Source organism: Bianquea renquensis (genome assembly GCF_014384895.1).
GTDB classification, from domain to species: domain Bacteria; phylum Bacillota; class Clostridia; order Lachnospirales; family Bianqueaceae; genus Bianquea; species Bianquea renquensis.
Window position 1 is genome coordinate 175,957 of record NZ_JACRSQ010000001.1, and the last position, 18,691, is coordinate 194,647.

The window sequence follows — 18,691 nt, forward strand, 5'->3', positions numbered from 1 at the left end:
CAGCGAAGGAGGAAATGGTATGGATGAGCAAGATCGTACTGATTTGACAGACAATACAGAGCAAACGCCGCGGAGTGAGCAGAATCCAGGGCAGCCGGAAAGCGCTGCTGTGAATTTCGTCATGCAGGACATTCCGGCAGGTCAAAACCATGAGGAGGTGCGGCCGGCCAGCACGCTACAAGGAACTTACGCTCAGCACCGCGCCCAACAAACGCCGCCGGGTTCAGATGGGAGACAGGCGAATTATAACAATATAGGGGGCTATCCGCCACAGAGCAATACCCAATGGCGGCAGAGTACGCCTCCACCTTTCGGGGGTGGCGGGCAGGTTCCCCCCATGGGACCGCGATATGGCGGCGGCATGGGGCAGCCTATATATCCGCCAGTCAAGACGAAATCGAAAAATGCGTGGAAGGTCTGGGTCGCGCTGCTCTGCATCGTGTGCCTATGCGCATCGGTCATCGGCGGAGTTTACCTCAGCAACAGCCTGTTGCAGAGTCATTCGGCGAGCGGGGACGGCGGCGAATTTCAATTCCCTTCAACGGCCGGTGGTACAGATGGCAGAGCGGATGTGACGAAGTTACAGAATTCCAACTACGAGACGATCTCTGATATTGCGGAAGATCTGTCCCTATCCGTCGTTACCATCATAACCTCAATTGAATCAGTGGATATGTTCAATATGACCCGCTCCGGCAGTGCGCTAGGCTCCGGTATCATAATCGGTGAAAGCGGCGATGAGCTGTATATCGCCACGAATCACCATGTTCTGTCTGATGCGAAGTCCGTGAGTGTCATCATTGGGATGGACGATGCACACGCGGTCAACGCGTATCTGAAGGGCAGCGACCAGGACACGGACCTTGCAGTGATCTATCTCAAGAAGTCAGAGATTCCGGACGAAGTGAAGGAGCAGATTAAAATTGCGACGCTGGGCGATAGCGACTCACTCCGCCTTGGAGATCTGAGTATCGCCATCGGAAGCCCGGTGGATAAATCCTTTGGAAACACAGTAACGGTAGGCAGTATCAGCGGACTGGAGCGGACGGTGCAGTTTCAGAATGATGATGGCACATCTCAGTCTATGATTCTGTTGCAGACGGATGCGGCCATTAATCCAGGCAATTCCGGCGGTGCTCTGGTCAATGGCCGTGGCGAGGTCGTCGGAATCAACAATGCGAAGCTGACCAGCACGGATATTGAAGGGATGGGCTTTGCCATTCCCATCAATACAGCGAAGCCCATATTGGAGCAGCTGATCAACGAGGGAAAGATTCGCCGGCCGTATCTGGGGATCACAGGGGTTTCTGTGGAGGACTTACAAAATACGTCCCAGTATAACCTTGTATACGGCGTCTATGTCGCGACTGTTGTGGAGAATGGGCCGGCGGCTAAGGCTGGTGTGCAGGCCAACGATGTCATCATCTCCTTCAACGGGCAGCCCATCAATGTGTTTGATGATCTGACGGCTGCGATCAAAGAATTGGGAATCGGTGGTTCAGCGGAGATGGAGATTCTCCGCGGATACATTGAGGGTGACGCTCAGACGGTAACGCTTCAAGTCACCATCGAGGAAAAACCCAGCAGCTATTAAGTAATTCAGCGGCATAGCAGCCTGACAGGGTTGCTATGCCGTTTGTCATAGATCGGAGGGGGATCGCATGAAAAGAATTCGATGTCAGGAATGTGATGGAAACTATATTCTGCGGGACGGAAAATTTGGGGTTTTCGCGGGCTGCTCTAATTATCCTCGGTGCCGGTCCACGAAAAAGCTCTATGAGGTTGTGTTAGAGTACATTCGCATCTATGGAATCGGGATTTACCGCTGGGACAGGGAATGCTGGAAGTGTAAAAAGAAGACAGCCGTCTATTCCTATTATCTCGATTACGAATTGGCGGAGCTGGACGAATTTTTTAATTCCGGGCTGCCGGCAGTAGGTTTAGGCGATCTGGCATATATCGATGGCCTGCTGTCCCAAAAGTATGCGACGATCCAAAAACGGTACAGCAATACGACACATAGCTCCTACATGGCCAATACCTGTAGTCACTGCGGGGCACTACAAGGGAGAAATTACGTGGTGGAGGATCCCCATGAGATTGTGGAGGAACTGTGGCACAGCCGGGGGATGGACAAATTTTGGATTGAGACCATCGCGTGTCCAGATACGAGTCCGCTGGTGTCCGACATAAAACGGATTTACAGCCAGGCACCGTGACCGCCGGTCTAAGAAGAAATTGATTTCCATGAAATTGGAAAAAGGGCTTTTTTTAAAGCCTTTTTTTTGGTATAATAATCGCGGAACCAATTCTATGCGCCGGATGCGCAGGGAGTGGAGAACAAATATATTGATAAGGAGCGTTTCATGATCTATATCGAAAATTTTCAAGAGGGACAGCATATTATCGGCCATTACCTCTGTAAAGATAAACAGGCGATGAAGACCCGCGCCGGTAAAACATACTATAATGTTCTACTCATGGATAAAACGGGCACTGCCATGGGAAAAATCTGGGATATGACGCCACAGATCGGGGATTTTAACAAGCAGGAATTTATCAAGATCGATGCCAATGTCACGGTATTTCAGGGCGATATTCAGCTGAATATCAACCGGGTGCGCAGAAGTGATGAAGGGGAGTACGATCCCGCAGACTACATGCAGGTGACAAAAAAGGATCCGCAGGAGATGTTTTTGCAGATTCTGACCCGGATTGATGAAGTACAAAACCCCTATCTCAAACGCTTGTTGGAATCGTATTTTGTCGAGGATGAGGCCTTTATCAACAAATTCATGATTCACCCCGCAGCGAAGAATGTACACCACAATTTTGTTGGAGGCCTTCTGGAGCATGTCAGCACTGTCATGGAAATCTGTTGCTATCTCGGGACGCTGTACTCAGGAGTCAACCGCGATCTGCTGATTGCCGGCGCTCTTTTTCATGATATCGGCAAGATGGAAGAATTAGAGCCTATGCCCCACAATGAATACAGCGACGCCGGGCAACTTTTGGGGCATATTGCCATTGGCTACGGCATGGTGCGGGACCGGATTCGAACCATCGAGGGATTTCCCGCGGAGCTGGAACAGCTGCTGGAACATATGATTTTATCTCATCACGGTGAGTTAGAGTTTGGTTCGCCCAAGGTCCCATCTTCCATGGAGGCTATGATTCTCCACCTGGCGGATAACGCGGACGCCAAGATGAAAATGCTAGAAGAATTTATCGGACAGGACAAATCCGAGGGCCGCTGGACAGCGTACAATCGCTTGCTGGCACGGAATTTTTATAAAATGGAGGATGAAACCGAGGGATGAGACAGGATGCGCTTCAACCGCCGGTCCAGAAGAATCAAACCATTGAGATTGAAATCGCGGATCTGGGAAATCAGGGAGAGGGAATCGGGCGCTACGAGGACTTTACCGTCTTCGTAGAAGGGGCTTTGCCCGGAGAGCGGGTGAGGGTTTTGATGGTCAAGGTGAAGCGCCGCTATGGATATGCCAAACTTCTCAAGATCCTTCAACCATCAAGAGAGCGGGTTGCGCCGCTGTGTCAGCTGGCGGGGCGCTGTGGTGGCTGCCAGCTGTCCCACCTGTCCTATGGAGGTCAGCTTCGCTACAAGCAGAATCGGATTGCCCAGGCGCTGGAGCGGATCGGAGGTCTTTCGGTTGTCGTGCCGCCGGTACTGGGGATGGCGGAAGCAGATAGGGCGTATTACCGGAATAAAGCTCAGTTTCCCGTTCGAGATGGGGAGAACGGTCTGACCGCGGGTTTTTTTGCCCCTCGAAGTCATCGGTTGATACCGGTGGAGGGGTGCCAGATTCAATCCCGGGCCAGCCATCGTCTTATGCCGGTGATCCTGAATTTCTTTCGGAAAAAAGGAATTGCGGCTTACGACGAGGGGCGGCATACGGGTTTGGTTCGGCATGTGCTGATCCGGGAGGGATATGCCACGGGCCAAGTCCTGGTATGTGTGGTGATCAATGGGACAAGCCTTCCCCATGGGCGGGAGTTCGTCGATCTGCTCAGGGGCGAAGGGGTTCAGAGTATAAGCGTCAACCGGAATCGAGAGCGGACCAATGTAATCTTAGGCCCCGAGACGGTGACATTGTGGGGGAATGGGTATATTGAGGATCGAATCGGGGATTTGCGGTTTCAGATTTCTCCGGTCTCGTTTTTTCAGGTGAATCCCATCCAGACAAAGGTGCTGTATGAGATAGCGCTGGAGATGGCAGGACTCACAGGACGCGAGATCGTGTGGGATGCCTACTGTGGGATCGGCTCCATCTCATTATTTCTGGCCCAGCGGGCGAAGCGAGTCTATGGGGTGGAGATCGTGCCGGAGGCCATTGCGGATGCAAGGAGGAACGCAGCGCTCAATGGCATGGACAATGTGGAGTTCTATGTGGGAAAAGCGGAGGATGTGATTCCAGAATGGCACGCTAAGCAGGGCGTCCGGGCGGACGTGATCGTGGTGGATCCGCCGCGGGCGGGCTGTGACCGAGCGCTGTTGGAGGCCATGGTGGACATGGCGCCGGAGCGGATCGTGTATGTGTCCTGTGATCCGGGGACGCTGGCGCGGGATTTGGGGATTCTGTGCCAGGAGCTGGGGGCGTATAGAGTGGAGCGGGTCCAGGGGGTGGATATGTTCCCGGAGACGGTGCATGTGGAGACGGTAGTAATGCTTTCCCACAAAAAACCCGATAGCGTAATCAACGTAAAAGTGGAATTTGGCGAGGGCGAAGGTAAAGTGCCGCTTGATAATATCGCCAAGAGAGCCGCAGTATATAAGCCGAAAGAGAGAGTTACTTATAAGATGATTAAGGAGTACATAGAAGCAAAATACGGCTTCAAGGTACATACCGCATACATCGCAGAGGTAAAGCGGGATTTAGGCTTGCCAATGTACGATGCCCCTAATGCGGTAGAGGAATTGAAACAATCGAGAAAACATCTGACGGCGGAAAAAGTGGAAGCGATAAAGGATGCGTTGAAGCATTTTGAGATAATTTAAAAATGATGTGATACAATGATGATATGAGAGGCGGATATTATGATTATACCTGTAAGTGTAAAAAACCAGAGTATTGATTCTTCTGGAATCACAAGCGATTACAAAGCTGCCATAAGTGAATATATTTGGAATGGTTTTGAAGCCAATGCTACAAAAGTTAGTATAGAATATACATTTAATGAAGCGTTTGGGATTAAGGAATTAATTATAAAAGATAATGGTGATGGAATAAATTACAATGAACTAGGGGAGACATTTGGTGCATTTCTGGCATCAAAGAAGAATTTGCTGTCGTTACAAATGAAATCTAAGGCAAATAAGGGAAAAGGTAGATTCTCTTTTATTGCTTTTTCTAATAATGCAGAGTGGCATACTGTTTATAAAGACAACAATGTATATAAAGAATATGATATTACTATGTCAAGTGATAAAAAAGAGGTGATTGATTGTTCAGAACCGCAGTTGTCAGAGCAAAATGCAACTGGAACAGAAGTAAATTTTTTCAATATAAATACATTAACTGTGGAGAATATGAGTTTTGAGGTAATAGAGCCAGCATTACTCAAAGATTTCGCTTGGTTTTTGTATCTATATAAAAATAAAAATGTAGAGATAGTAGTTAATGGAGAAAAGATTGATTATGAAAAATATATAAATACTAAGTTGAGTGAAAAATTTATGGTAACAATTCATGGATATAGGTTTGAGATTAATTTGATTGTGTGGCAGGAAACCATCTCTGAAAAATTCTGCTGTTATTATTTTGATGAAAAAAACGTATTGAAGGGAAATCGAACCACGACTTTTAATCATAATACTATTAATTTTAACCACAGTGTGTTTGTAAAATCAGATTTTTTTGATGATAAAGAAAATGTTATAGATGATCATGAAGATGCACAGATTAACCTGTTTGAGTCTCAAGATGAGAAAAAGATTCTGAAAAAATTGCATAAAGAAATTCAAAAGCTTATCGAGAAGAAAATTAGCGTATATTTATCAGACAAAGCAGAAGAAGCAGTTGAAGTTATGATAACCGAAAGAAAAACTTTTCCTGAATTTCCAGATGATGTATATGGACAAATGCGTAAGAATGACTTGAAGAGGGTAACAAAGGAAATTTTTAAATTGGAACCACTAATTTTTCATAAATTAAAACAAATTCAAGAAAAATCGTTGCTAGGTTTTTTGAATTTGCTTTTGAGTTCTGAAGAGAGAGAAAATGTTTTAACTATAATAGAGCAGGTTGTGGAATTATCACCTCAGCAGAGAACTGATTTTTCAATGATATTAAAAAAGACATCTTTGGAAAATATCATTGATACTATCAAGTTTATTGAGGATAGGTATAAAGTGATAGAATTATTAAAAAGCATTGTATATGATTTGACAAAGTTTGCAAATGAACGTGATCATGTGCAGAAGATTGTAGAAAGACATTTTTGGCTTTTTGGTGAACAGTACAATTTAGCAAGCGCTGATCAAAGAATGCAAAAGGCATTGGAGCAGTATAGGAATATCTTGTATGGAGAAGAGGATATTACAGCAAAATTGAATCCAGATGCGGAAAATGAACGACGTATGGACATTTTTTTGTGCAATACGCGAAATGTCGAAACAACATTTGAAACAACGCTGGAAGAAAATATTGTTGTTGAATTGAAAGCACCGAGAGTTCTGTTAACGAAAAACGTATTACGACAAGTGGAAGATTATATGGATTATGTTAGAAGACAGCCTCAATTCAATAGTGAATTACGGAAATGGAAGTTTATTGCTGTATGTAAAGAAGTAGATGACTATGTTAAAAGCCAATATAAAGCATTTGAAGATAAAGGAAAGGTTGGGTTAGTATTCCAGGTTGATAATTGTGAAGTATATGCGCTTACTTGGGATGATATATTTAAAAGTTTTGAAATAAAGCATAAGCCGATGTTAGAACGATTGAAGTATGATAGAGAGCGGGTGGCAAATGAATTAATGACAGAGGTAAGTGATACTGAAGGGCGAGAAAAAGCGGATACTCTCACAAAAATTGCTGTTGCACAAGTGTTGTAAAATATAACTTGATAATTTTAAAGAAGAGTCAAAAATAATCTGTAAAGAAGGATGGGGTTGATAAGATGAATGCATCTTTTTATAACAAAGTCAAAGAAATTTTAATTTACGCAAGAAACAAAGTCTATCAAACCGCCAATTTTGCAATGGTGGAAGCATTTGAAATATAGGCACATCAATCATTGAAGAACAAGATGGCAGTGAGAAAAGTATTGTCAAAACAAATGAAACAGGATTTTGGGAAAGGGTTTACCGCTGCTAATTTGAAAAATATGCGACAGTTCTATTTAACATTTCCAAATGGCTACGCACTGGGTAGCGAATTGAGGGACACATTATCGGCTTTTGATGCGAGTGGAGAGGCGGAGATTACAAGGCAGCCATAGGACTTCTGTACGGGATTGCATTTAAGAAGATTATGAGTGGGCTGTCAGAGAAGCGACGGAAAAGAAAAAGCAGGATTCATCAACCTGCCTGTGTCATCCGAACCTGTCGGATAACCTGTCGAACGAATTCTCTAGATGCCCAGAAATCCAGAATGAAAGCCTTTGCCGAGTACAACGACCATGAGATTGCCGGAGAGTATGAGGATGCCGGCAAATCTGGTTAGTCCATCGAGGAGGGCAAATGGAACGGCGGTTTTACTATGGTTATCGGCTGGAAAAAGGACGATTCGATAGTAATAGCTATTTTCGTAGAATGAGAAGACAAAAGCGAGAGGGTATACACATGGGTAATGATGCATTTGTACATATTTCAAAAAAGAGTTGTTCAAAAAAGATGGTAGAAAAATTGTTAGGAATGATGGATTATAAAAAGTATGGAGAGATTTTTTATTGCGGAAATGATGAGGAATATAAATATTATTCAGGAATTAAAGTATGGCAATGTGATGAGAGTGAAAATGAAGTAGTGTATAGGGTTAGGACACAAGCGTCTGCTAGTGGCTATGATATTCAAAAGCAAAATGATACTATTAGATGTTTGAAAAAGTATTGCATGGGATATTTTGAGAGTGATGTTGGAAAAAATAGATATTTTGAAATAGGACGGTTGGTTAAAGGGGCAGAAAGCGGATGTTATTTTGCTATACAAAATTTAGATAATAGTTTTTCACTATTGTGTCATTCATTAAGTCAGTATCCAGAGGATCAAGAAGGAGAGAGAGGAATATTAGAATTGGCTGGCATTCCAACACCAAGTATCTTTAATGCGAATGTTTACTTAGCATATTTATGTTCGGTAATTGAAGAGTATTTTCGATCGACATATATTTCATTGTTGAAATATTCTGAAAAAAAAGAAAAAATATTAAATATGAAATTTTCACCCTATGATATGGTGGATATTAGTGAGAGAAGAAAAAATGTTGAAGAAGTATATGCGAGAACTCTTTCATTTCAGAATATAGGAAAAGTGACTTCAAACTTTAAAGCACTTAATAGTAAATTGGATATCAGCAAACCGCTTAAAGAGCCATATCACAGGAGAAAAGAAAGTTTATACGACCAAATAAATAGGATTTTTGAGCGTAGACATGGCATGATTCATAGAATGGAGATAGACATAAGCTATTCTGCTAAAGAATTGGAAAAAGATATTAAAGATGTTAAGGTTGCTTTGAAAAGAGTGTATTTATATATATGTAACCAATATAATTGGAAAGCTGAAGAAATTATTATTTAATATACTCATTTATTTATGGAAGAAAATGTAGTTGTTCAGAAATTCCGAACAACTGCGGCTGGTGGAAAAAACTATAATACAACACACTATAATCTTGACACGATTATTTCGCTTAGGTATAGAAATGCCCGAAACATCAACAATTGTTGATGCTCACTTGAGAAATAGTTGAAACTACCAGGTTAAAATGAATGACATGGTTTTGAGACAGATTTACAAAGCAAGCCGCAGAGGCTATAATACTATATTGATGCGCGGACATCGTATTCAAAATAATCCGAGAACGATTCTGGAGGGTCACATATGCTTAAGATATTGATTGCGGAAGACGACAGGGAGCTGCGTCAACTTTTTTCTCATGTCCTTTTGAAGAACGGATATACGGTAAAGAGTGTTACGAACGGCAAGGAGGCCTTGGAAGCCCTTGACAATGACTACTATGATTTGATGATTTCGGATATTATGATGCCTGTCATGGACGGGTATGAGCTTGTGCGTGTGCTGCGCGAGGCGGGAGATAAAACGCCGGTGCTGATGATAACCGCAAAGGATTCCTATGATGATATGCGAGCAGGGTTCCTTTCCGGGACGGACGACTACATGGTAAAACCCATCAATGTCAATGAGATGGTGCTTCGCGTTCAGGCACTTCTGCGGCGCGCACAGATGATCAATGAGCGCCGGCAGATCATTGGCAATACGGTTATGGAAGTGGATTCACTCACGGTCACTACGCCGGACGAAGCGTTTGTGTTGCCGCAAAAAGAATTTATGCTGCTTTACAAAATGGCTTCGTATCCGGGAAAAATATTTACCAGGCAGCAGCTGATGGATGAAATCTGGGGCTACGACAGCGACAGCGATCCACACACAGTTGATGTTCACATAGGGAGACTGCGGGACCGCTTCCGTGACAGCAAGGATTTTAAAATTGTCACCATGCGAGGCGTAGGCTACAAGGTGGTGAAGACATGAAAACAAGGGAAGCTTTTAACCGGATCCGCAATCAAAAAAACAATAAATTCAGTCTGCGCGTGAGGCTGACACTGGCGGTAACGGCAGAAATCGCGGTGAGCATTGCAGCCGCCTATGGATGCGCGGCGCTGCTGAACAAGATTCTGCCGGCAGGCGTCAAAGTTCCTCTTCTTCTGGAGCTGATTGTAGTCAGCCTGCTTGTCGGAGTTCTGGTCACCGGCTTTCTATCCAAGTGGTTTTTTGAGCCGATCAAAAAACTTCGCATTGCAATTGAGAAAGTTGCCGACGGTGATTTTTCTGTGCGGCTGGAAACAGAGTCATCGCTGAAAGAAGTTCAGGAACTGTATTCAGGGTTTAATTTGATGACCAATGAGCTTGCCGCGACAGAAATGCTGCAAAACGACTTTGTGTCAAATGTGTCGCATGAATTCAAAACTCCGATTAACGCCATAGAAGGATATTCCACACTTTTACAAGGCGGGGATAATCTTGATGAAGACCAGATGGAGTATGTAAACAAAATCCTGTTTAATACAAAGCGGCTTTCTGAGCTTGTCGGCAACATATTGCTGCTCTCCAAGCTTGAAAATCAATCCATAGAAACGAATCAGACGAAATATCGGCTGGACGAGCAGATACGGGAATCCATCGTGGCCCTGGAACCGGAGTGGGTTAAAAAAGATATTGATTTCGATGTGGAACTTGATGAAATAAAGTACCTCGGGAACGAGAGACTGCTGCGTTATGTTTGGGATAATCTGATCGGAAACGCCATCAAATTCAATCCGCGCGGAGGTCTAGTGCGTCTTCGCCTTACATCCAGGCAGAGCACGGTTATATTTACGGTAGAGGATAGGGGCCCGGGTATTGCAGAGGAAGAAAAGAAACATATCTTTGATAAATTCTATCAGGCGGACAGTTCCCACAGGCAGGAAGGGCATGGACTCGGTCTGGCGTTGGTAAAGCGGATCCTGACACTCACGGACGGAGACGTAACGGTTGACAATATCCCGGACGGAGGCTGCAAATTTACCGTCACGCTGAAAAGGTAATGGCGAAGGGAAACGCATCTCGAGAAATGATACAGGGGCTGATCAAAACAGCCCTTATTTTATTTCGCGATAGTTTCCCCAAAAACAGACTTTTTCCACTGAGAGCGTATAGTTTTGGCGCGCAATAGGGAAATCGATTCTCAACAATTGTTGATGTTGAATTGAGGTTTAGTTGTAGTTCGCGCTGTATACTATTTATTACAGAGCATAAATGCAACGGCAAGGAGGGAGTAGAGTGAGATATGAAATTGATTATTTAAGCCGGTCCGAAAACACGAAAAAGCTGGCCGACGCGGTGGAAAAGCTGTTTCCGGTCAGGGACACGGAAATCATTGATCTTCTTCACGAGGAGCCGACAGCTGACGCCGATGTATATGTCATCATATTCAGCTTCAATAAGGGTACGGTTCCGCTGAAAATTATGGATATGCTCGATTTGCTTGAGGGCAAGACGATTCTGTTCCTTGTTACGCTGGGAGCCAACGTTCCCTCCGACTACCAGGACGTGGTTGAGCCAAAAATCACCCTGTTTTTACCTGCGGACTGTGATTACAGAGGGGTATTTCTCTGCAAGGGAGCCTTCCCGGAAAGCGTAATTGCCGCGGCAGAAAAGCAGCTCAAAGCGGACCCGGATAATGAGTATGCCCATATGGTAAGTGAGTGCTGCCACCAGGCAAAGGGGCATCCTGACAGAATCGATATGGAAAATGCCTGTGAGTTTGTCCGCAGTCAATTACAGCTTTGAAAAAATAGCAAGATCAGACGAGGGTAGGAGGGTTCAACTATGGACGAAATAAAGAAATCAAGGAAGCCGCTCATATTTTATTACAGCATTGTGCTTGCAATTCTGCTGCTTTTTAATCTGATCGCTATGCCGCGTATAGCAGAGCATCAGATTAAGGAAGTCGATTACGGAACGTTTATGACCATGACCGAAGAAAACAATATCGGGCAGGTTGACGTTCAGAACAACCGGATTGTGTTTACAGACAAAGAAAATGAGCAAATCTATAAAACCGGACGGATGGACGACCCAGGACTGACAGACCGCCTGCACAATTCTGACGCCGTCTTCTCCAGTGAGATTATAGAGGAGACATCGCCGATTCTCAGCTTCTTGCTGACATGGATTCTGCCGTTGGTCATCTTTATCGGGCTCGGCCAGCTCATGACAAAGCAGCTTATGAAAAAAGCCGGCGGCGGTCCGGACTCTATGATGTTTAATATGGGCAAGAGCAACGCCAAAGTGTATGTCAAATCCTCCAACGGCATCAAATTCAGCGATGTAGCGGGTGAGGATGAGGCGAAGGAAAACCTTGCCGAAATCGTGGACTATCTGCACAACCCGAACAAATATTCGGAAATCGGTGCTTCAATGCCGAAAGGAATTTTGCTCGTAGGCCCTCCGGGAACGGGTAAAACCTTGCTTGCAAAGGCGGTCGCAGGCGAAGCGGACGTGCCGTTTTTCTCCATGTCCGGCTCAGAATTTGTGGAGATGTTCGTCGGCATGGGCGCGTCAAAGGTGCGCGACCTGTTTAAGCAGGCAAAGGAAAAGGCGCCCTGTATTGTTTTCATCGACGAGATAGACGCCATCGGAGGAAAGCGCGACGGACGCGTCGGCGGCAACGATGAGAGAGAGCAGACCTTAAACCAGCTACTCACCGAGATGGACGGTTTTGAGGGAAACACCGGCGTTATCATTCTGGCGGCGACAAACCGCCCGGAAACCCTTGACCCGGCGCTGACCCGCCCCGGCCGTTTTGACCGCCGGGTACCGGTCGAACTGCCAGACTTGAGAGGAAGAGAAGAGATTCTCAGAGTCCACGCTAAGAAAATCAAAGTCGCTTCCGATGTTGACTTTGAACACATTGCCCGGATGGCCTCCGGCGCTTCCGGCGCCGAGCTTGCCAACATCGTCAACGAAGCGGCTCTCCGCGCTGTGCGCGACGGGCGAAAGGCGGCGACGCAGGCGGATCTGGAGGAAAGCATAGAAGTGGTTATTGCCGGTTATCAGAAAAAGAACGCCATTATGACCGACAAGGAAAAGATGATTGTATCCTATCACGAGATCGGCCACGCGCTGGTAGCCGCCAAGCAGACGAATTCTGCGCCCGTCCAGAAAATCACCATTGTTCCCCGCACCTCAGGCGCGTTAGGCTACACCATGCAGGTGGACGAGGGCAACCACTACCTGATGAGCAAGGAAGAAATCGAGAATAAAATCGCTACATATACAGGCGGCCGTGTGGCAGAGGAAGTGGCAGTCGGCTCTGTCACCACGGGAGCCTCCAACGATATTGAGCAGGCAACAAAACTTGCAAGAGCCATGATCACCCGCTACGGCATGAGCGATGATTTCGATATGGTGGCTTTCGAAACGGTCACCAACCAATATCTCGGCGGGGACACTTCGCTTGCCTGTTCGGCTGAAACAGCAAGCGAAATCGACCGCCAGGTGGTGGCGCTTGTCAAAAAACAGCATGAAAAAGCAAAGGCGATTATTACTGAAAACAGAACAAAGCTGGATCAGCTCGCACAGTATCTGTATCAGAACGAAACCATCACCGGTGAAGAGTTTATGAACATACTTAATTCATAAGAAGGAGAGTACCATGAATAAGGTTAAAATCATCACCGATTCCTGCGCCGATCTGAGCGGGGATCAGCTTGAACAGTATGATATCGACTATGTGAAGATGTCAACCATGAAAGACGGAAGGGAGTCTCCCGCGCTTCTGACATGGACGGATGCGGAAGCACATGAGCTTTACGAGGACATCCGATCAGGCAAGCGCATTACCACCGCGCAGGTTTCAGTGGAGGAGTTTTCCAAGGTATTCACCCAATATCTTGACGATGGGGATGATCTTGTTTACATCGCCTGTTCTTCCAAGCAGTCCGGCTCTGTCAATACCGGGCACATTACGGCGCAGAAGCTGTTGACAGACTATCCAGGTTCGCGGGTATTTTGTATTGATTCCCTGAATGCCACCATCGGTGAAGGAATGCTGGCTATAGAAGCTGCCAAGATGGCCGCTGATGGAAAGAATTCGGAAGAGATTTCTTCCTACATTCTATCGATCCGCAAAAATGTGCAGGAATTTGCCACCGTACATACCTTAGAGCATTTGAAAAAAGCCGGCCGTGTTTCGGCCTCCTCCGCTTTTTTTGGCAATCTGATGGGGGTGAAGCCGATTCTTGTGGCGGACGCAAACGGTGCGCAGGCAGCTTATAAAAAAGTAAAGGGCAGACAGAATTCTCTGCGGGAAATCGTGTCCTTGCTGAAGGAAACCATCACAGACGCTGAAAACCAAACCGTATATATCGCCCACGCCGACTGTCCACAGGAGGAAGTCGACGCACTGGTGGAACTTGTTAAGAGCGAGATTCCCTGCAAAGACATCTCGGTCGGATATATTGGACCGATTGTCGGCGCCTCTGTAGGACCTGACGCCATCGGCGTTTGGGGCTTCGGCAGAGAGGTTGCCTTCGCAGCCGATGAAAGGAAATAACAGGAATATAATTTTAATCATCATATGGAGGTCACTATGAGACAGCTTACCCCTTTTGATTTTGGTATTGCCGGAAACGGTCAGGTGTACCGAAATCTTTCAATTCCCACTTTGGTACAAAAGGCACTGGAGCGCAAGGAGGGCATCCTTTCCGACAAAGGCGCTTTGGTCGTAGAGACGGGCAAATACACAGGCCGCAGCCCCGACGACAAATTTATCGTGGATACTCCTGCGGTGCATGACAGCATTGCGTGGGGCAAAATTAATGTTCCGATTGAAGAAGGCAAGTACCGTTTGATCCGTGAAAAAATGCTGGCGTATCTGCAAGGCAAAGAGCTGTTTGTGTTTGACGGTTTCGCCGGCGCTGATCCCCAATACACGCAAAAATTCCGTATCATCAATGAGATGGCAAGCCAAAACCTTTTCATTCATCAGCTCCTCATTCGCCCTGAAGCAGAGCAGCTTGAGGATTACGTGCCGGATTACACAATTATCGCCGCACCTGGCTTTACGTGTATTCCCGAGGTAGACGGTGTCCACAGCGAGGCGGCGATCATACTCAATTATGAAGCGCATGAGGTGTTGATTGCGGGAAGTCAGTACAACGGCGAAATAAAAAAGAGCGTTTTCTCTGTCATGAACTATGTTCTCCCGCAAATGGGAATTCTGCCGATGCACTGCTCGGCAAACATTGGGGATAGCGGAGACAGTGCTGTATTCTTCGGTCTGTCCGGTACAGGCAAGACAACCCTATCCGCCGATCCGGCTCGCAAACTGATCGGTGATGATGAACACGGCTGGTCGGATAACGGCGTGTTTAACATTGAGGGCGGCTGCTATGCCAAGTGCATCGGGCTGAAACGTGAAAATGAGCCTGAGATTTACGATGCAATCCGTTTCGGAACGCTCCTTGAAAATGTAGTCCTGGACGAAAATGGAAAGCCCGATTATGATAACGGTTCGCTGACCGAAAATACCAGAGCGGGCTATCCAATCGACTATATCCCCAACGCTGCGATCCCCGGCATCGGCGGACAGCCCAAGACGATTATTTTCCTGACCGCTGATGCCTTTGGCGTCCTCCCTCCTATCGCAAAGTTGGATAAGGATATGGCCATGTATCACTTTGTTTCCGGCTATACAAGCAAACTGGCAGGTACGGAAAGGGGAATCACCGAGCCGGTGACCACCTTTTCAACATTATTCGGCGCGCCGTTCTTCCCGATGAACGCGTCGGTCTATGCAACGATGCTCGGCAAGAAATTGGAGGAAACCGGAGCCAATGTGTATCTCGTGAATACCGGTTGGTGCGGCGGAGCTGCCGGCACCGTGCCGAGAATGAAATTGAAATATACCCGTGCAATGGTGTCTGCGGCACTCGCCGGGGAGCTGAATGAGGTGGAATATGAGCTTGATCCTATCTTCAATGTATACATCCCAAAGACTTGCCCCAATGTGCCCTCGGAAATTCTGATCCCTAAGAATGTCTGGAAAGACCAAGGGGCATACGAGGAAGCCGCTCATTCCCTGGCAAAGAAATTTGCAGAGAATTTTGCAGCAAAGTATCCCGATATGCCGGATACCATTGTGATGGCGGGTCCGAGAGGCTGAAGTATAGAAACACCACTACTTTACGGAGCGAGGCAGATAAGCAAATGGATGATCGCTATGACGTGATTGTTGTGGGAGCAGGCAATGCCGGTTTATCGGCTGCCGCCGCCACATCAAAAGGCGGACTGAAAACCCTATTGTTAGAGAGAAATATACTTCCCGGCGGATGTGCCACCAGCTTTTGCAGAGGGCGATTTGAATTTGAAGCGTCCTTGCATGAGCTGGCCAATGTCGGGACAAAAGAGCAGAACGGCAGTATCCGCCGGCTGTTTGACAGTCTCGGCGCTGATGTGGGGTGGTGTACGGAGCAAACCGCGTTTCGCGTACTCGCGGACGGGCATGGCGGGTATGACGCCACGATGCCGTCCGGCATGGAAGCCTTTTGCGATGAAATGGAACGGCAAGTCCCGGGATGCCGGGATAGCGTCGTGACGGTTTTCAAACTCGCCGAAGAAATGAACGCCGCGATTGCCTATCTCTCTTCCGGCAAGGCAGACCCGAATGTTTTGATGAACGAGCACGCTGATTTTATGCGTATGGCGTCACACTCTGTGGACGAATGTCTGGAAGCTCTGCAGATGCCGGCCAAGGCACAGAATATCCTGAAAACCTACTGGCCGTATATCGGGGCGAAAACAAGCGAGCTGGATTTTGCACATTACGCTCTTTTGCTGGAGAGGTATATCCGTACCTTTCCCGCCATGCCGGAAATGCGCTCGCACGAATTGTCCCTGGCGCTGGAAAAAGCCATTCGGGACAGTGGCGGGGACATCTGGTATAACTGTGAGGTTACAGAACTTCTGTTTGACGGGGAAACGATATGCGGCGTAGCCGCAGGAGAGCGGAAGTGGTATGCCGGGCATATTGTGCTCAACTGCTTTCCCAGCACAGCCTACTCGCAGCTCATGGAGGCTTCCAAAGTCCCAGAAAAAGCAGCAAAGATTGACAGCGCAAGACGGCCCGGCAGCCTGTTTTTTACAGTCAATCTCGGGCTGAACCGTTCCTGTGACGAACTCGGTATAGGGGATTACTCCGTTTTCCTTTTTGACAGTCCGGATGCGGGGCAACAGTACGATACGCTTTTCGACACGGAGCGCAGCTTTATCATTGCCAACTGTCTGAACAAGGTTGTTCCGAATGCTTCTCCGAAAGGCACCTGCATGCTGTTTCTTACCACAATGCTTACCGAGGAAGCATGGGGAGAGGTCAAGCCTGAGGAATATAAGAGGGTGAAGAACCGCATTGCCAAGCGAATGATCGAAACCTATGAGCGCAGACTGGGCGCTTCCGTATCCCCGTATATTGAGGAAATTGTAATAGCCGCACCGCCGACCTTTGCACGCTATCTCAACACACCGGACGGGACGCCTTACGGGTATCAGATACAGCCTTGGGACACCATGATTTCCCGCATCATGAATGCTAGAAACGAAGGTTTTATTGACGGGCTGTATTTTGTGGGCGCCCACGCTGAACGCTCGGACGGCTACAGCAGTACCTATGCCAATGGCCGCTCAGTCGGCGAAAGGATTGTGAGGGAGGTGCAGAAGAATGTGGGAGCATAACCTGAATTCTTTAAATCCCGGCGAGTTTGCCAACCTTCTGAAATACAGGGAAGACAAAATAGCGGCCGCAGCGGGCAAAGGTAAGAGAGAAGAACGGCAGATAAACAAGTTGTCCAAGTCTCTCCATCCCAAAAGACAGGAGCTCCGCGTTGCTGAGGTTATTGAACACGGTGAGAACTGCAAAAGCTATATCCTTGTCCCTGACGCAGAGAGGGGGACAGCCGGCTGCGCGTATTTTTCGGCAGGGCAGTATCTTTCTGTATTTGTCGACATAGACGGAAACATCCACAGCCGCCCGTATTCGATTGTTTCGTCTCCAAAAGAGTCGCTGAGCGGAAAATATCAGATCACCGTCAAAGCGGAGGAGAACGGTCTTGTATCCTCCTATATCATTGATCATTGGCGGGAGGGAACGGCGGTGGAGGTTTCCGATCCCATGGGGACGTTTACCTACGAACCGCTTCGGGACGCGTCTCACATTATAGGAATCGCGGGCGGAAGCGGAATCACACCGTTTATGTCCCTTGGCAAGGCCATCGCGGACGGAGATGAGGATTGCAGTCTCACATTATTTTACGGCAGTAGAACCTGCCGCCATATCCTGTTTAAAGCCGAACTGGATAAGCTTCAGGCGCGCTGCCCGAGAATAAGAGTCATCCATGTGCTCAGCGATGAGCATGTCGATGGATACCTCTACGGGTATATATCCGCTCACCTGATTCGCGCGTGCGTACAGGAAACACCCTATTCGGTCTTTGTCTGCGGACCGCGGCCGATGGTCAGCTTTATGGATGAGGAAATAGAGAAGCTCGGTTTGGAACGGAAATATATCCGGCACGAGTTGCACGGTGAACTGTTACATCCAACGGAAGAAGGGGATTATCCGCAAAATGTTCCCGAAACAGTAAAAATTACCGTACTTTGCAGGGGCGTAACCACCGATATTTTCGGTTCTTCCGCAGACAGTATTTTAAGAACCCTTGAAAAAAGCGGAATCAGAGCGCCATCCCGCTGTCGCAGCGGAGAATGCGGGTTTTGCCGTACACGGCTGGTTTCCGGTACTGTCTATATCCCCAAAAGCATGGATATGCGCCGGAAAGCGGATAACAGGTACGGATATATTCATCCCTGCTGTACATATCCGCTCAGCGCTCTTGTAGTTGAAATAGCCGCAGACAATGAATTTCATGAGAGAAAGGAATAATTACGAGGAAT

The 18,691-nt window shown here is 47.1% G+C and carries 16 protein-coding genes; all 16 read left to right on the forward strand.

Annotation, left to right across the window (positions count from 1 at the left end):
* The first annotated feature begins 19 nt into the window (after positions 1-19).
* The 16 genes from H8730_RS00765 (at position 20) to H8730_RS00840 (ending at position 18,680) form a co-directional block, all read left to right on the forward strand.
* A complete protein-coding gene (locus H8730_RS00765) occupies positions 20-1,594 on the forward strand; it encodes a trypsin-like peptidase domain-containing protein (protein WP_177719722.1) in 1,575 nt (524 codons plus the stop codon).
* 67 nt (positions 1,595-1,661) lie between these two features.
* A complete protein-coding gene (locus H8730_RS00770; RefSeq protein WP_177719721.1) occupies positions 1,662-2,219 on the forward strand; it encodes a topoisomerase DNA-binding C4 zinc finger domain-containing protein in 558 nt (185 codons plus the stop codon).
* Between the two features lie 147 nt (positions 2,220-2,366).
* Positions 2,367-3,320 carry a 3'-5' exoribonuclease YhaM family protein gene (locus tag H8730_RS00775; protein ID WP_177719728.1) on the forward strand — a complete coding sequence of 318 codons (954 nt, stop codon included), beginning with the start codon at positions 2,367-2,369 and terminating at the stop codon, positions 3,318-3,320.
* On the forward strand, positions 3,317-5,017 hold the full coding sequence (gene rlmD, locus H8730_RS00780; RefSeq protein WP_249289146.1) for a 23S rRNA (uracil(1939)-C(5))-methyltransferase RlmD: 1,701 nt from the start codon (positions 3,317-3,319) through the stop codon (positions 5,015-5,017). The genes H8730_RS00775 and rlmD overlap by 4 nt, the downstream gene beginning before the upstream one ends.
* Before the next feature lie 39 nt (positions 5,018-5,056).
* The gene (locus tag H8730_RS00785) at positions 5,057-7,075 is read left to right on the forward strand and encodes an ATP-binding protein (RefSeq protein WP_177719719.1); all 2,019 of its coding nucleotides are present in this window, start codon (positions 5,057-5,059) and stop codon (positions 7,073-7,075) included.
* Between the two features lie 194 nt (positions 7,076-7,269).
* The gene (locus tag H8730_RS00790) at positions 7,270-7,461 is read left to right on the forward strand and encodes a DUF1016 N-terminal domain-containing protein (RefSeq protein ID WP_249289148.1); all 192 of its coding nucleotides are present in this window, start codon (positions 7,270-7,272) and stop codon (positions 7,459-7,461) included.
* Between the two features lie 32 nt (positions 7,462-7,493).
* The gene (locus tag H8730_RS17815; protein WP_346726531.1) at positions 7,494-7,685 is read left to right on the forward strand and encodes a recombinase family protein; all 192 of its coding nucleotides are present in this window, start codon (positions 7,494-7,496) and stop codon (positions 7,683-7,685) included.
* A gap of 119 nt (positions 7,686-7,804) precedes the next feature.
* A complete protein-coding gene (locus H8730_RS00800) occupies positions 7,805-8,761 on the forward strand; it encodes a hypothetical protein (RefSeq protein WP_249289149.1) in 957 nt (318 codons plus the stop codon).
* 303 nt (positions 8,762-9,064) lie between these two features.
* A complete protein-coding gene (locus tag H8730_RS00805; protein WP_177719717.1) occupies positions 9,065-9,736 on the forward strand; it encodes a response regulator transcription factor in 672 nt (223 codons plus the stop codon).
* The gene (locus H8730_RS00810) at positions 9,733-10,788 is read left to right on the forward strand and encodes a HAMP domain-containing sensor histidine kinase (RefSeq protein WP_177719716.1); all 1,056 of its coding nucleotides are present in this window, start codon (positions 9,733-9,735) and stop codon (positions 10,786-10,788) included. The genes H8730_RS00805 and H8730_RS00810 overlap by 4 nt, the downstream gene beginning before the upstream one ends.
* A 235-nt stretch (positions 10,789-11,023) precedes the next feature.
* Entirely contained in the window at positions 11,024-11,533 is a 510-nt protein-coding gene (locus H8730_RS00815; protein WP_177719715.1) for a flavodoxin family protein, read from the forward strand.
* Between the two features lie 39 nt (positions 11,534-11,572).
* The gene (ftsH, locus tag H8730_RS00820; protein WP_249289151.1) at positions 11,573-13,387 is read left to right on the forward strand and encodes an ATP-dependent zinc metalloprotease FtsH; all 1,815 of its coding nucleotides are present in this window, start codon (positions 11,573-11,575) and stop codon (positions 13,385-13,387) included.
* 13 nt (positions 13,388-13,400) lie between these two features.
* On the forward strand, positions 13,401-14,300 hold the full coding sequence (locus tag H8730_RS00825; RefSeq protein WP_177719713.1) for a DegV family protein: 900 nt from the start codon (positions 13,401-13,403) through the stop codon (positions 14,298-14,300).
* A gap of 36 nt (positions 14,301-14,336) precedes the next feature.
* A complete protein-coding gene (gene pckA, locus H8730_RS00830) occupies positions 14,337-15,911 on the forward strand; it encodes a phosphoenolpyruvate carboxykinase (ATP) (protein ID WP_177719712.1) in 1,575 nt (524 codons plus the stop codon).
* Positions 15,912-15,955: 44 nt separating this feature from the next.
* Entirely contained in the window at positions 15,956-17,476 is a 1,521-nt protein-coding gene (locus tag H8730_RS00835) for a phytoene desaturase family protein (protein ID WP_177719711.1), read from the forward strand.
* Entirely contained in the window at positions 17,463-18,680 is a 1,218-nt protein-coding gene (locus tag H8730_RS00840) for an iron-sulfur cluster-binding domain-containing protein (protein ID WP_177719710.1), read from the forward strand. Before H8730_RS00835 ends, H8730_RS00840 begins: the two co-directional genes overlap by 14 nt.
* Positions 18,681-18,691: the final 11 nt, after the last annotated feature.